Source organism: Furfurilactobacillus sp. W61-4 (genome assembly GCF_057545565.1).
On record NZ_BAAJNZ010000007.1, the window covers coordinates 116,161 to 131,277 of the forward strand.

General features: G+C 45.5%; 9 protein-coding genes. 5 read left to right on the top strand and 4 right to left on the bottom strand.

Annotated elements, in window-relative coordinates:
• Positions 1-436 precede the first annotated feature (436 nt).
• The 4 genes from brnQ (at position 437) to AC27FN_RS09405 (ending at position 4,916) form a co-directional block, all read left to right on the top strand.
• Entirely contained in the window at positions 437-1,822 is a 1,386-nt protein-coding gene (gene brnQ / locus AC27FN_RS09390) for a branched-chain amino acid transport system II carrier protein (protein ID WP_487167720.1), read from the top strand.
• 66 nt (positions 1,823-1,888) lie between these two features.
• Positions 1,889-3,193 (top strand): APC family permease, encoded by a 1,305-nt coding sequence (locus AC27FN_RS09395; protein WP_487167721.1) that lies wholly within the window; start codon positions 1,889-1,891, stop codon positions 3,191-3,193.
• A 306-nt stretch (positions 3,194-3,499) separates the two neighbouring features.
• Positions 3,500-4,357, top strand: coding sequence for a DegV family protein (locus AC27FN_RS09400; RefSeq protein ID WP_487167722.1), 858 nt, complete (start codon positions 3,500-3,502; stop codon positions 4,355-4,357).
• A 25-nt stretch (positions 4,358-4,382) separates the two neighbouring features.
• Positions 4,383-4,916, top strand: coding sequence for a DUF1836 domain-containing protein (locus AC27FN_RS09405; protein ID WP_487167723.1), 534 nt, complete (start codon positions 4,383-4,385; stop codon positions 4,914-4,916).
• A gap of 216 nt (positions 4,917-5,132) precedes the next feature.
• On the opposite strand, the gene AC27FN_RS09410 is transcribed toward AC27FN_RS09405, so the two are convergent.
• Positions 5,133-5,327, bottom strand: a complete 195-nt coding sequence (locus AC27FN_RS09410) for a hypothetical protein (protein WP_487167724.1) — start codon at positions 5,325-5,327, stop codon at positions 5,133-5,135.
• A 30-nt stretch (positions 5,328-5,357) separates the two neighbouring features.
• Positions 5,358-5,561 carry a hypothetical protein gene (locus AC27FN_RS09415; RefSeq protein WP_487167725.1) on the bottom strand — a complete coding sequence of 68 codons (204 nt, stop codon included), beginning with the start codon at positions 5,559-5,561 and terminating at the stop codon, positions 5,358-5,360.
• Positions 5,562-6,130: 569 nt separating this feature from the next.
• Here AC27FN_RS09415 and AC27FN_RS09420 point away from each other — a divergent pair.
• Entirely contained in the window at positions 6,131-6,796 is a 666-nt protein-coding gene (locus AC27FN_RS09420) for a CPBP family glutamic-type intramembrane protease (protein WP_487167726.1), read from the top strand.
• Positions 6,797-7,271: 475 nt separating this feature from the next.
• Here the strand turns inward: AC27FN_RS09420 and addA are convergent, their stop codons facing one another.
• A complete protein-coding gene (gene addA, locus AC27FN_RS09425; protein ID WP_487167727.1) occupies positions 7,272-11,111 on the bottom strand; it encodes a helicase-exonuclease AddAB subunit AddA in 3,840 nt (1,279 codons plus the stop codon).
• Positions 11,101-14,733 (bottom strand): PD-(D/E)XK nuclease family protein, encoded by a 3,633-nt coding sequence (locus tag AC27FN_RS09430; RefSeq protein WP_487167728.1) that lies wholly within the window; start codon positions 14,731-14,733, stop codon positions 11,101-11,103. Before AC27FN_RS09430 ends, addA begins: the two co-directional genes overlap by 11 nt.
• Positions 14,734-15,117 lie beyond the last annotated feature (384 nt).

Sequence of the window (15,117 nt, forward strand, 5' to 3'; positions counted from 1 at the left end):
TTTTTTGTTTGAATAAATGAGCTAAATTCTCACTTTCTTATTGACATCTCATTTTAAACCGTGTAAGCTTCACATCATCAAATCAACAGATAAAGACAATGCGTAGCAGAGTAAACCTTGACAGCGTGTTCAGGGAGCTTCATTCAGTGAAACGAAGCCACAAGGTTAAGGTTGAAAGTAGGCTACAAGTCGTGACTGCGACATTTTGGAGTGGTCACTGGGATTGCGCCCATTACAGCAATGAAGTATCGCAACCAGACTGCGCAGCTGGTTCGCCGTACTTTTTGAGCCACCAACTGTGAGGTTGATGGAAAACAAGGTGGTACCACGTTTAGACGTCCTTAGCAAAAGCTAGGGGCGTTTTTTTATTGACTTATTTCAACGCTCTGTTCCGCTAGCAACCGCAACCGCTCATCAAAATTGTGGAGGACTCACCATGAAAACAACGTTAACGAAACGACAATACTTAATCTTAGGCTCATTATTATTTGGCTTATTCTTTGGCGCAGGTAACTTAATTTTCCCAATTCACTTAGGCCAGCTCAGTGGTCCTAACTGGGGACCAGCCACTCTCGGCTTCCTTCTCACCGCAATCTTGTTACCATTGCTATCCATTCTAGCCATCAGTCAAACCCGATCTAACAGCGCTTACGATTTAGCGTTACCAGTTGGTCGAAAATTTGCCATCTTCTTTTTAATCATGATTCATGCGACACTTGGCATCTTGGTCGCTGCTCCCCGCACGGCTACCACGACATTTGCGATTGGTATTCAACCTTTTTTAACACGCAAAAATGATCAACTGGGCCTGCTCCTGTTCTCCGCCCTTTTCTTTGGCCTCGCCTTTGCCTTAGCTTATAACAAGACTAAAATCACCGATTACATCGGTAAATTGCTCAACCCCATTCTGTTGGCATTACTAGCTTTCATCTTCTTCACCGCCTTTATCATCCACGGCGATTTACGTCAGATCACGATCATGCCAGCCACTAGTGGGGCAGGTCGCAACCTTATCAACGGCTTTCTGCAGGGGTACAACACCATGGACGCTCTGGCCGGCCTCGGTTTTGGCGTTACCATCATCGCGGCGCTGAAACAATTTGGTTTAACAACATCTAAGGCCCGTTCACTCGCGGTCGCAAAAGTCGGCATGCTTAGCATGGGCCTAGAAGCCTTGATTTACGTTCTCTTAATTGCCCTTGGTGCAGCCAGTCTGCATTACTTACATCTAAGCGATCAGGGTGGTACAGCTTTTTCTCAAATCATGGCGCATTATACTGGATTAGCCGGCACGGCAATTCTTGGCGCGGTTACTTTCCTAGCCTGTATTACCTCATGTATTGGCATGATGGCAGCGTTAGCCGAAGACTGGGGCGAACGCTTCCCCAAGTTGGGCTATCACTTCTTTTTGACGATCAGCTGTCTAGGCGCCTTTGCCATTGCTAACCTTGGCTTGGATCAAATCATCTTATATTCAGCTCCTTTATTAAGCTTCATTTATCCGTTAGCAATGGCGCTTATTTTTCTCGGATTATTACGGCCGTTAATTGGCAAAAATTCACTGATTTATAAAACGACCCTCGGCCTGACCTTTATTCCGGCACTCTTAGATGCGATCCATACCCTACCGCCTTTATTAATTAATATGTCGCTATTCAAAGCGATCAATGCTTGGGCCACGCTCACGATCCCCTTATTCAAGGTTGGCTTAGACTTTTTCCCATTTATGCTAGTCGGTCTAAGCAGTAGCTGGCTATTTACAGTTGTGACACACCAAAGCACGTCAACAGCGGCAACCCTCAACAATTCAGAGGAACATTAATTGCCTCAACTAAGTCATCATCGCTACTCTAAATGTAACTAGACGCACATATGGGAGTGAAACGATATGATTCATCCAAAAAAAGCCACTCAATTAGGCCTTGGCGCGGTGATCCTGCTCGGTTTAAACGGTATTTTAGGTTCTGGTATCTTTCTATTACCGGGTAAAATGTACAAACTATCTGGCAACTTTAGTTTAGTGCTCATTTTACTGGCGGCATTGGCGACCTTGACCATCGCCCTATGTTTCGCCGATATGGCGAGTCGTGTATCAGGTAATGGGGCCGCGTGGTTGTATACCTATCACGCTTTTGGACGCTTTCCCGGATTTATCATTGGTTTTTTAGCGTGGATTCAAGGGATCATTACGATCGCGGCCGAAATTGCGGCGTTATTGAATACCTTGCAGTTTTTCATGCCTTCGCTAAAACAAACGCTGCCCTATAATCTGCTGGGTACGACACTCATCATCGTATTGGCGGTCATTAATCTCGCCGGGGATAAACTATCAGGTTGGGCCGACAACATTTCCTCGGTAGCTAAGTTGCTGGTTCTGGGCGCGTTTATTCTGATTGGGATTTGGGTCATGAAAGGCAGTAATTTTATTCAACCTGGGCATTATAACGTTGGTAATTATAGCCAAGCCTTTAATATTATCTTTTACATGTTTGCCGGCTTTTCATTCCTGCCAATTGCCGCTAGCGATATGGCTAATGCCAAACGCAATCTACCCATCGCCATGGTTGTGGTCACCGTGCTAGTGGCAGTGATTTACGGCGCGGCACAATTAGTCGTGATCGGCTTACTCGGACCAACTATTGTTAATAGTACGACCCCGGTTGCTACTGCTTTCGCCACAGTACTTGGACAATCAGGCCAACTCGTCATTTTACTGGGCATGCTCGTCTCAATTTTAGGGGTGGCGATCTCTGTTTCGTTCAGTACGCCATTTGTGGCTTCCTCACTGGCCAACGAAGAACAACTATTGCCGGCAATCATTGGGAAAAAGACGAAAAATGGAACTCCGTGGATGTCCATCCTACTCACCACGCTAGCCAGTATCACCTTGTTATTCAGTGGTGATTACCTCTTTTTGACCTCTTGTGTCGTGATCATCGCAATCATTCAATACCTCGCCACTGCTCTAGCAACGATTAAATCGCAAAGAGACACGGATGCCAGGGATGATGGCTGGCAATTACCACTCGGTCCGGTTATTCCCATCCTCGCGATTGGCTTTTCGATCTACATTCTCGCTGGTGCGCCTTTAAAAACATGGGCTTTTGGTGGCATTAGCATCGTTATTGGCCTATTACTATACGTTGTTGACCAACAAATCTTTCGTAAAGGTGAACACCATGCACCTCGTTGATCAACGGCGAATCGGCGATCAAACAAAATGATCTCCTCGCTATCATTATTGGGAAGAACTTGTCCCGGTATTGGTTTGCGTCGGCTCACATGACCAGCTTTTTCGGTGGTTTATATCGTCAAAAGAAACGTTAATTATTTCGTTATACTCCCTTTAATGTAGCGGTTTTCCCGCTACATTTTTTATTTTGGTCGAATTATTCGTCGATACTAGACAATCGCCAACGAAAAATGTAGTATTTAAAACTATATAAGGAATGTTAAAGCTTATTTTTATAGTTTTATAAACGACAAACAGGAGATTCTCATGACTGAAAAGATTGCGTTATTGGTGGACTCAGGTTCCGATGTGCCGCCACGTTTACTTGCTGAAAAAGATAATCTACGCATCGTGCCCCTACAGATCACCATTGACGGACAAACTTACGCTGATGGGCAAACGATCACCCCAACAGAATTTTATCAACGCCAAGCGGCAGCCGCCGAATTGCCAAAGACGGCGAGCCCAACGATGGGCGACATTATGACGCAAATTGATGACTTAGTGGCCGCTGGTTACACTCACATTATTGGCATTACCTTATCGGCTGCTCTATCAGTGACCAATAACGCCTTTCAACAAGCCGCTGACACTCAGACGAACGTCACGATGGCTGTCATTAACACTCAAAGTATCGGGATTGGCAGTGGCTTATTCGCAGTTTATGCTGAGGATCTCATCGAAGCTGGCGATTCCTTTAACAGTATCGTCGCTAAATTAGACGCTGCGGTCCCGCACAGTCACGTCTATTTTTACATTCCAACGTTGACTTATTTACGCGCTGGCGGTCGGATCGGCCGGGTTGCCGGACTGGTCGGTTCAGCATTAAGCATTAAACCAGTCATCACCTGTGATGAGGAAGGCGTCTACACAACCATCGCCCGAGCGCGCACTGAAAAAAAGGCGATCGATAAAATGATCGCCTTAGCGGCAAATGATATTAAAGCGCACAACCACGTGCGTGTAGCAGTCGCTAACGGCGACAATGAACCTTTAATGAAGACCATTATCGAGCAACTGCACACCCAATTTCCTCAACTGACCATTGAGACCGGTGAAATCTCCGCTGCCCTCGGTGCCCACACTGGCCCTGGCTTAGTAGGCATTACCGTTCAGGCAGACTAACTACTCAATCAAAGGAGAATGTTTCATGAGCACCCTAATCAATCCTGCCAGTAGTCTGCCACCAATGCGCTTGCCCCTATGGCAGGAGTTACCCACCTTTGATTTACATTTAACTCAATTACTGGACCTAACCAATCAGTATTTGGCGCCCATTACTCACGACACCATTACTAAGACGATGATGCATAATTATTTCAAGGCCAACGTGTTGGTGCCACCGGATAAAAAACACTATCATCAGATTCATCTTGCTGGCGCCATCGTCGTCGGTCTATTAAAGAACATCTTCACTTTAGAAGAATTACGGCTAGCCCTCCAGTATATCCTCGTCGAGAATTCCCCCCAGACTGGTTACGATCGCTTCGCGACTATGTTTAACCACGAAGCCGCTGATGGCACGTTCAAACGTTCCAAACTCAGCGATGAGCAGTTATCGTCAATGTCTGTGGCCGCCGTGATCCAATACAACGCCATGGAAGCCCTCTTATTTTGGCTGGCCGCCCGGCAATTGTTACAGCAGACACTGCCGCAAGGTGAATTAGGTGCTGATGAATCGTAGAGCCAATTCGTCCTCTGTTAGGCCCGTTGACGATTACCTAGAGACCAGACAATATAAAAGCTCAGAAAATCTGAAAATGATTTTCTGAGCTTTTTGCAGTGATGTCTTAACTTAGAGAGACTGAGGTTGACTAACTAAACATAAACAATCGTATTCGCAGGGTGACTAGCAAATCCTATGCTACTTTTCGGTCAATTGAGCGCACACTGAATTCTCTCATTTCTGCTGATGACGTCCAAAGATTGGAAAAATACTGTTAAAAATTCCCCCGATACCTAGCACAAAGAAAATAAAAAATCCCCACCAAGCAAAGTTGAATCGCCCAGCGCCTAGCTGAGTTGCGACAAAAATCGTAGCCACGACTTCAAGCCAAAATATAACTGATCCATAAAACTTTGCATTGGATTTCATCAGAAGTCCCTCCCAAGAAGGTTGTATGTGTCATTCTTTTGAAATATTGGCTTTGTTTGGCTTTTTAATGAGTGTGCGCAAAAGTGCAAGTGTAAAAACGACAGCCAGGATTAACCAACCCCACCAAGCAATGCCAAATACTTTTATCTCCACCAAGGATGAAGCAGCAAAAATGGCTAAAATCAGATAAACCCAAAAAGAGATATTCTTATAAAAATTGCGATCGAATTTCATATTACCCCTCCTCGTAAATAGAGCAGATGGACAATAAAATTAATTTTTACTAAGGCACAAATTACGCCTTAGCTTACTGTAGTGCTACTAGCGTGAAAATCCGCATATATCCTAAAGAAATAGCCGTAGTTGTCAAAGGTTCTCCTAAATAAACCATACCGACAATTACTTTTAAATACAAACAATATGTGCTTTTTTGTGAAGTGCTTTACAATTGGTGTGGCAAGGTTTCCGATGAGTTACTAGCGACAACTTTTCGGAAGTTTCAAAAATGGCAGATTCGGTTCTAAATGATTTGTACAGGTCTCACTTTATTTAAACACAAAATGCATAGACTAAATGTGGATTACTGTGATCTGATTTAATGAAAAACAAAAGCTGTACATCATTTGTGAAACACTTTACAATTTAAGTGTGATACAGGAATTACTCAATTCATCCAAATATCTAGGGACGAACGGTTCTCATCATTTCTGTCTAGCTTCTTGAGGCGTAATTATCATGACGAACCAATTAAATAAATTAGCCATATGTAGAAAAATATTCACCATTGCCAGTCAGGTGCGCTGATGGAAAATTTAATTTTTAAAAAGAAATATTATCCCATCGCGGTGTTGTTATTTATCCTTGGCTACCTAAATCAGCTTTCCCTGAGTCACTTTCTCGGTTGGCTATCAATGCTTCTTACTGGAATGCTAAGCCTGGGGATTTTATATGGATTTCACCACATCCCCGACTTTTTTCGTCCACTACCAACACCTAAATGGCGCATAATCCTAAAATATGTCTGGCAGCTTTTTGTTTTTGAACTCATTGCAATTTTGCTCGTGGTTTTAATTAAACCAGCTGAATTAATCGCCATTAGCCCCACTGGTACCCGGGCCTATCTAGCAAACCTTGCCATCGTTATGCGGATGTGGCTAGTGTTTAAGTTATTGGTATCCATCGTCGGCGAGGAAGTTGCGATGGCTTCGCTTTTATTACCACTAATTCGCTTAATATCCCAAACCAAACTTAAAAATTATTCCTGGCCAATCGTTAATCTAATTGGGTGTGTTATTTTTATGTTTTTACACTTACCTCACTATCAGATGAATTGGGCGTATGTATTTATCGTTGGTGTCTCTCGGTATCCGCTCACTGCGTCGTGGCAGGGAGCCAATAGCTTGCGCAACGGAATTTATGTCCATTGGATTTCTGATGCGACAATACTGCTGAGTGTACTGGTGGCATGATTTCACGATTTAAATACCTATTCATGAGCACTGGCCCTGGTGATTATCTGGTTTTACTGTCTTTAGTACAGCCGCTAAAATACCCTAGTAAAAACGAAAGGAGCAGCTTATGTTTGCGACCAAAGTGATGTGGTCACTGATCTTGCTAGTTGCCTTATTCGGCGTTTCTTACCTCCAAGCATTATATTTCAGAAGATTTGGACCCGACGTATTCACGAAAGGGTTGGCAAAACGACGCAATTTCATTTACTTCATCGTTATTTGCACAGTGATCTTAGTGATTGGCTGCTGGTCTTTTTTCTTTGGCGATATCTTCGATTAAATTCAATTGAAAATTGAACTACAGCGTACCTAAAAAACAGTACCAAACTCATCAATGTGCTAATTGAAATGTTTTATTTTTACAAACGCAAATAACCCCCGTAACGCCGTTGTTGCCAACGTTACGGGGGTTATTTAGGTGACTTTGATCATGTTAAAGCTCAATCGCTGTTGTCGCATTCAACGAATATAAGAATTTATGCGCTACCGGCAGGCCGGTCATGCTCGTCAAGGCGGCCGCATACAAGTTCAATTGACCGCGATAACGATCCGCCAATGTTGATAACGCCGTTTCACGATGGGCTTGGTCAACGTAATCGGTTTTGTAATCAAATACGGTGACGGCACCGTCAGCAATGAAGTAGCCATCAATGATTCCGTGAATCAGCACCTGTTCAGCCTGACTGACATCAGCCGGTTGCTGAATGCCTTGATACAGCTGATAGGCAGGCATCAAGAGTGAAAAGGCGGCCTCACGTTGGACATCGTTAGCATGGTCTAAAACGGCTTGACCTAGTGGCTGCGCGAAAAAGGCCGTTAACTGATCGACGTTAATCTGTAAAGCGACGGCGGCTGTCAGTACATTGGCATCCGTTAACTGGTTAATGACTTGCTGAAGCTGTTCACGGGATGGCTGCCCCTGGGTTAAATCAACTTCTTGCAGCACTAAGTGAGTCGCGGTCCCGATTTCGGTAGCCGAAGGAGCCATCACCGTTTGCATGAATTTAGGCGTCTGTAAAATTTCAGTGTTCACCCGTGAACGTGCTTTGGCTGTTTCATCTAACGTCAACGTGCCTAATTCTGCTTGATCTGGTTCTTCAAACAACCGTTTTAATTCTGATACCGACTGATAGGCCGTTGTTTGGGTAGCCGCTTGATTAGCATAGGTAAAGGCCAACACCTGTTCCAAGGCATCGACGTTCAAGTCGCTAACCACGGTTTGCTGTGCCTTAGCTTGCAAGTCAGTGAGGTACGTGGAAGGTTGATCATCTACCACGGCTAAGATCCCCGCTTGCTGCAACTGTGCCTTAGTCACCATCGTCAGTTTAAAACTGGTCAGTCGATCCTGCTGTCTCGCTTCAGCTAATGGCAATGGCGTCACTAATTGTCCGACGCCTAATTGGTCAGCCACCGCCGGCACCCGTAACAAGGCCATCCCAATCCAGTCCATAAAATTCTTCGTTTCGCTACGCGCCGTTGGGTTAAGAATCAGCTCTGGATTAGTCGCCGCGCGCTGCCAATGTTTCAATAAATCTGCCTGATCTTGGTAAGTACCGACGACAAACAACCGTTGCTGCGCCCGGGTAAGTGCAACGTATAACACCCGCATCTCTTCAGACAATAATTTATTCGTTGCCTGATTGGCCACGATCTTCTTTTGCAGCGTATCAATTTTCAAATGCCGCTGCGGATCTAACCAACTGATGCCAATCCCTAAATGGTCATCAAGCACAACTGCACTACGCTGGTCTGACAAATTGAAGCCATGTGAAGCGTCCATCACGAAGACGACGGGGAATTCCAGTCCTTTACTACCATGAATCGTCATTACGGAGACAGCGTTTTCTTCATTATCAACGTTGACTTCAGCCAAATCTTTATTGTGTTTTTGCATCTCGTTGATAAAACGAACAAATTGAAAGACGCCTTTAAAGCTACTCTTTTCATAGTCCGCGGCCCGTGCATACAAAGCATGTAAATTGTTGGCCCGTTGTTGCCCGCCTGGCATCCCCGCGACATAGTCCAAAAAGCCAGTACGCTGATAAATCGTCCAAATTAAAGTCACCAGCTGGTTTTGGCGGGCAATATCACGAAATTCATCTAATTGCGTCAAAAATCGTTGAATACGTTCATGAATTTGTTGCCCAAACGCACCAACTTGTTCTGGCATCTCAACGACCCGTTGCTCAAAATCAAGCAGCGCCTGAAAGTAATCACTGGTCTTATTTTGAATCCGTAAATAAGCTAATTCGTTTTCACCTAAACCGACGATTGGAGAACGTAACACAGCCACTAACGGAATGTCCTGGTACGGATTATCAATAATCTGTAGCAGTGACATCATAATTTGAATCTCGGTCGTTTGAAAGTAATTGGCGGTATCCCGCACAGCTAATGGCACACCTAACTTAGCAAATTGTTCTTGTAACAACAGATTATTGTTGCGGGTTGGCACCAACAAAGCCACATCACCATATTGTAGGTCACGATATTGTCCGTTACTGCGATCATAGAGTTGTTCATGGTTCGCGACCATATCCCGGATTCTGGCAGCAACCATCACAATCTGACCCTCAGCGCGGTCATTGATCGCTAATGCATCGTCGACTTCTTCTAAATCTGTCGGTTCATCCGCAGCCGGCGCCGGTGTGCCACTTTCATAAATCAACACCTCTGCTGGCGGTACTTGATCCAACGGATAATCTTTCGGTCCGTACTGAAGCTCAGCGTCCCCGGCATAATTCATTTCGCCTAATCGTTCATCCATCAATTGGGAAAAGATCAGGTTCGTAAATTCATCCACGTTTTTCATCGAACGGAAATTATCCGCCAACACAATCCGCTCGTCATCAACATCGCAACGTGCTTCGTCAGCCGTTTTAAAGGAATTGTATTTATTCAAGAACAATGTCGGATCTGCTAAGCGGAAGCGATAAATCGATTGTTTCATATCGCCAACCATGAACATATTGCCGGGTTCAGGGTCTTGATGAGCGACTGACTGCAAGATCTGTTCCTGTAGTTCATTGATATCTTGATACTCATCCACCAACACTTCATGATACTTTTCACTGACCGCCTCGTGTACGCCAGGATCCTGCAAAATTTCGTACGCAAAGTGTTCTAAATCGCCAAAATCCACCAAGTGCCGGCGCCGCTTTTCAGCGCTGAAGGCAGCCATAAATTGCTGACCAATGTCCGCTAACTGGGTGACCAACTGGCCGGCGTGCTGATTAACCAGCCGCAAGTCAGCTTCACTTAGCGCGAAATACTGATTCAGCAAACCATCCAGGCGCTGTTTCAAGCCTAATCGTAGTGCTTTCAATTGATCATGAATTCGTTGATCGTCCGGATCAAGCTTAAGTAACCGTGGTGCCCGTCCTGTATCGACTTCGGCAATTGTCTGCCGTAACTGATCCCAATCGGTATCGTCAACTACCGTTTGTAAGCCGGTAAACCGCTCCTTTAGCTCCTTTAGCAGTGGCGTCCACTTTACAATGTAGTCCATGCTTGAAAAGCCATCGGTCAAATTTTGGGCCGTTTGGACATCATTCAAACATTGTTTAATGGCACCCTGCACTGCTGGCGCGACGTACCTTTGCACGAGATCACTTTGCCACAAATCTTGTTCTGCCAGCTGATACGCGGTTGGCAGTTCGTGTAACCAACCGGATGGGTCTGCCTTAGCCGTGGCGAAAGTGGCCAACCGAAAGACTAGGTCTTGTAAGCCTTGATCATCGCGATCCCCTGAAAAATTTCGCGTTAGGGTCGCAAACTGACCATCATCTTCGGCATACAGCGTCTCACGTAGCTCACTCCACACAGATTCTTTGAGTAACTGGGCCTCGGTTTCATCGGCTAATTGACGGAAGACAGGGTCTAAGTGAATGACATAGTAGTATTTTTGAACGAGTCGTAAACAAAACGCATCCAATGTACTGATATCGGCGCTATTCAACAGAGTCAGTTGACGCAATAGCCGCCGGCGCTGTCGGCTACTAGCGACATCACCGCCAGCGGTAGCATTGATCTGGTCGCGCAGGGTGGTCTGAATGCGGTCCCGCATTTCTTTGGCCGCTGCATTCGTAAAGGTCACGATCAGTAAATTCGTAATATCAATCTGCTGTTGTTCATTCAATAGTTTCGTAATCACTCGTTCAACTAACACACGAGTTTTACCAGAACCAGCTGAGGCAGAAACCAACACATTATGGCCACCATGATGAATGGCAGCGTCTTGCGCCGGAGTAAAATTCAGTGATTTATTCGCCATCATCGACCTCCTTTTGCTGGTCCTTTGCTGATTGAGAATCATTTTCAAGCCGAGCTAATACGTCTTCGGGTCCTAATTTATCTAACACATGGTACCGATTTTCCGGCAGCATCGCGTCAAATCGCATAATCGCCGGATATGTTGAATACTGTAGACCCGTGCGTTTACGAGCATCCTGAAATGGATTCAAGCGTATTTCGCCGTTGAAAATCGCGGTTCCCGCAGCTTTAATCAAATCCTCTTCATGCTGTAACAATTTCTTCAGTTGCGCTGGGGTGATGACATTTTTCGCGCTCGCCATGAGACTGCCATCTTTTTTAATCGCAAACGGATAAATCTTCGATGTGCCCCCAGTACTGACCGAATCATCTAACGCCGCTAACAGCGTTGGGTCAGCCACCAACACGCCCTGATACTTATAAGCGCTTAACAACGCCGCATCGAGTTTCGTTAAGTCATCTAGATCAAGCAATTTACCTTTTCCCAGCACACTTAACGGTAGTGACGCATTTTGAATGTGCAAATATAAAGCGCCCGCTAACTCCGGCGTCACACCATTCGCTAAGTTGGGTAACCGTGTCGCGTCCTGCTGTAAGGCATCCAAGTACGTTAACATTTGCATCGACAGTCCATAATAAGCTTGCTCAAAATCAAAAGTTCGGCGCCCGGACTTATAGTCCACCACACTCAGATAAGCCTGTTGGTCTGTTAACACGCCATCAATCCGATCAATTTTCCCCCGGACATTGATTTGATGTCGGCCGCCGAGTTTAAATGACAGCGCTGGCAAGCCTTGCTCAACGCCCACATGCCCAAAGAGAACTTCCGTTGCCAAGGGACGCATTTGAGTAGTATGTTGCTGTCGCCCAATCATGATTGCCATGCGTTTTACGGTCTCAATTAACTGAGCGCGAATATAGCCCATGCGATGAGAGCTATTTAAAATGGCAAATTGTGGTTGCTCGTTAATCTCTGGCATGACGTCATTAATTAACCGGTTAATTTCATCATCGGATAAACGGCTTAAGTCCAATTGTTCGCTAACAACGCGTTTCATCAATTGATCTAATGCCAGATGGAAATACTCCCCCGTACTGGCAGGTGATAATTCAAATTCATCCCGTTGAGCTAAACGCAAACCGAATTTCAGGAAGTACTCGTATTGATTTCGATAAAAGGTTTCTAACTGCGAAATCGAGGTGTTTAATTCATCACCATATAAACCACTGACGATTTCTGGTCGTAATGATTCAGGTACATTGCGGTAGTCTAACCCAGCTAATAGTTGATTGGTCAGCGCTTGCAACGGCGAAGCCTGCAACCATCGATATAAATAGAGCCATGCTTTGGGCAGCGGTTCCTGTTGTGTTTTAGCTTGATAACTCACTTTGACTAGATTTGCCAATGTAAAGCGCGGGGAACCAACAAACGGTTGGACCGCTGAAATTTGCTGGTTCTCTACCTCTGGATCGGCGTTATAAGTAATAATTGGCAACTTGAAGTGGTCAGCAATCTCCGTCACATATCGGGACGGCTGCAAACCTATTTCATCACTACTGGCCTGCGGATATGATAAGACTAATCGCTGACAACCGGTTAAAAAACCAAGGTAGTTGATGAAGGGGTCAAACGTCATTTGTTCACTGGCACCCAGTGTTAAAAATTGGTCTGTCGCTAGTTGCGGGGCTAATTGATCCCGATCACCGTCTGTCAAAATGGTACTCTCACTCACCGTATCTGGCATGACATCATCCGTGGCACCAATCATAAAGACAACTTGATAATCATTTTGCTGCGCAATTCCAGTCTCTGACACCGTCACTTGATCCAAGGTGGCCGGAATTTGCGTATAAGCCGCTCCGTCAAAACCGTTTAAGATCAAGGCAGCAAATTCATCCATGTCAAAGCCAGTGGTTGCGCCCAATAAACTCACGTATTCATCCAAAATATTCGCAAACGTGTGCCAGGCTTGTTCGGTTCTGGACGCTCGGGCCAAGTCACCTTTTTCGGTGGCAGTTTGACGCCAAGAATCGAGCACCTCAACCACGCCATTATTAACGAGAAATTGGTATAACACCTTTGCAGCCGTCAACCCATCCGTGGCTCGATCCAATGCTTTAAATAACGGGGGCAATGTTTTACGGATGTAATGATGCAGCAGATTGATCTGCTGTTGAACCTGTTGATCTTTTTCGGTCAGTATCTCATCAGCCGCATTAAATAGTCGCCAGTAAGACCAATCTGCCGTATCAAGCCAAGCAGCGCCCTCAATCCCCGTCTTCAGGACCCAGTTTTCCGTTAAGGCTAAGGCCTGACGAAAGGTCTCAATAGACAACCGTTGTCCATCAACCACCGGGATTAACAATTCAGTTTTAAGTAAACGCATCACATCCTGGTAACGATAAAAATGGCTACGCACATCAAATAACGCCCCGATCAACTCGATTAAGGGATGCTGATCCATCGGCTTATCTGAATCATCAAAATAAGGAATTTCCATTTGATCAAAAACGGGGCCAAGAAAATTCTCATACGGCGCCAAATGTCGACTCAAGACCAAAAAATCTCGGTAATGATAGCGTTCCGGTTGCTGGGCCACCATCGTGCGAATCTGCCGTGCCACTTGGTTTAACTCGTCAAGCCGACTGGTTGCCGTGAAAATTTGCAACTGATCTTGGGCTGGTAGTGGTTGGACTGGCAATCGATTGGCTGGTCGGCTGGCAATCCAATAGTCATCCAAGGCCGCTAGTGCATCGCTAACTCGCCTAGTCTTAGCCATTGTGTCCAGCTGAATTGGCACCTGATTGGCCTTAGCTAATGCTACCAACCGTTGGTACGTCAGCGCCGGTTGGTAAAATAAATCACCAATCATCGGTGCCTGTTTGGGCGCCTGATCGATCACTAAGGAGACCGTGACTGATGCCGCCTTAACCATCAAGGTCGCTAGTAATTGCTGCTCTTGGGCAGAGAAGCCAGTAAAGCCATCTAGATAAATATGCGCGTGGTTCAAGTCATTTCCGGCGGCAAAGTAATCCGTTAACTGGTTAATTAAATCGGCGTTGTCGATGTATTTTCCGGCCAATGTCGCTGCATAAGCCTGATACACAATCGCTAAATCATGTAGTTTACCGCCTAAATCAGCTTGCTGAGCCACCGTCAGCTGACCGGCCAGTCGCTGCAAATCATCGGCGGTCACTCGGCCAACCTTCAATTCCGCAAACTGACGCACCAATTGATTAATAAAGCCAGTCTGATTAAGTTCTCCGGCAAACACCGTCAATTCAGTCTGATGATCAGCAATGATGTGATATAGCAACATGCTTAAACCCGCGTTAGATAGACGCGGCAACTGATAGGTCGCTGTATTCTTCATGAAATACCACGCCAAACGAGTAAACGAAAATACCTGCACCTGTCCATCTGCGAACAGTGGTGCATCGGCCTGCCCAGTCGCTCGTTTAAGCGCCGTTAAGACGCCCACTTCGGCGTTAAATTTAATGTGATTTGGCACCAATACGAAATATTGATCTTTAGGATGTGCTGCCATCGATGCTCGCATTTGCTCAATCAATGTTTGGCGATGATCGTATTTAGCGGCACCCAAGATAAAGTTTAATGTCACAGCCTAGCTCCTTCTAAAATATTACAGTGACTGGTTAATTACATTTTACTCGAAATCAGCTTTGGTAACACCGTCACCCAACATTTCGATAGCATCAACTTTTAGTGGGTTGGAATCTTAGACTAGTGCTAGATTGAACTTTTTATATTATTGTTCACTGCCGACTAAGGCCGAACTTCGCGGGCAGACGGCTGGAACGCCGTGGGCCTGCTCTGAATCCGGAAGACCACCGGTTTCACAGTCAGGCCTTATCGTAAGCGAAGCCCACTAACGATAACGACACAGGCTGAGCCGATGCCCGCTACGTCCAACCTTGGCCTACGTTGCAGATAGCTCACTTATATTTCAAAGTCATGTGTGATCACTTCCTGCCATGATCAACGA

Coding starts and splice junctions, on each gene's coding strand:
- AC27FN_RS09405 (WP_487167723.1), top strand. CDS start 4,383: ATGAGCACCCTAATCAATCCTGCCAGTAGTCTGCCACCAATGCGCTTG.
- AC27FN_RS09410 (WP_487167724.1), bottom strand. CDS start 5,327: ATGAAATCCAATGCAAAGTTTTATGGATCAGTTATATTTTGGCTTGAA.
- AC27FN_RS09400 (WP_487167722.1), top strand. CDS start 3,500: ATGACTGAAAAGATTGCGTTATTGGTGGACTCAGGTTCCGATGTGCCG.
- addA (WP_487167727.1), bottom strand. CDS start 11,111: ATGGCGAATAAATCACTGAATTTTACTCCGGCGCAAGACGCTGCCATT.
- brnQ (WP_487167720.1), top strand. CDS start 437: ATGAAAACAACGTTAACGAAACGACAATACTTAATCTTAGGCTCATTA.
- AC27FN_RS09395 (WP_487167721.1), top strand. CDS start 1,889: ATGATTCATCCAAAAAAAGCCACTCAATTAGGCCTTGGCGCGGTGATC.
- AC27FN_RS09415 (WP_487167725.1), bottom strand. CDS start 5,561: ATGAAATTCGATCGCAATTTTTATAAGAATATCTCTTTTTGGGTTTAT.
- AC27FN_RS09420 (WP_487167726.1), top strand. CDS start 6,131: ATGGAAAATTTAATTTTTAAAAAGAAATATTATCCCATCGCGGTGTTG.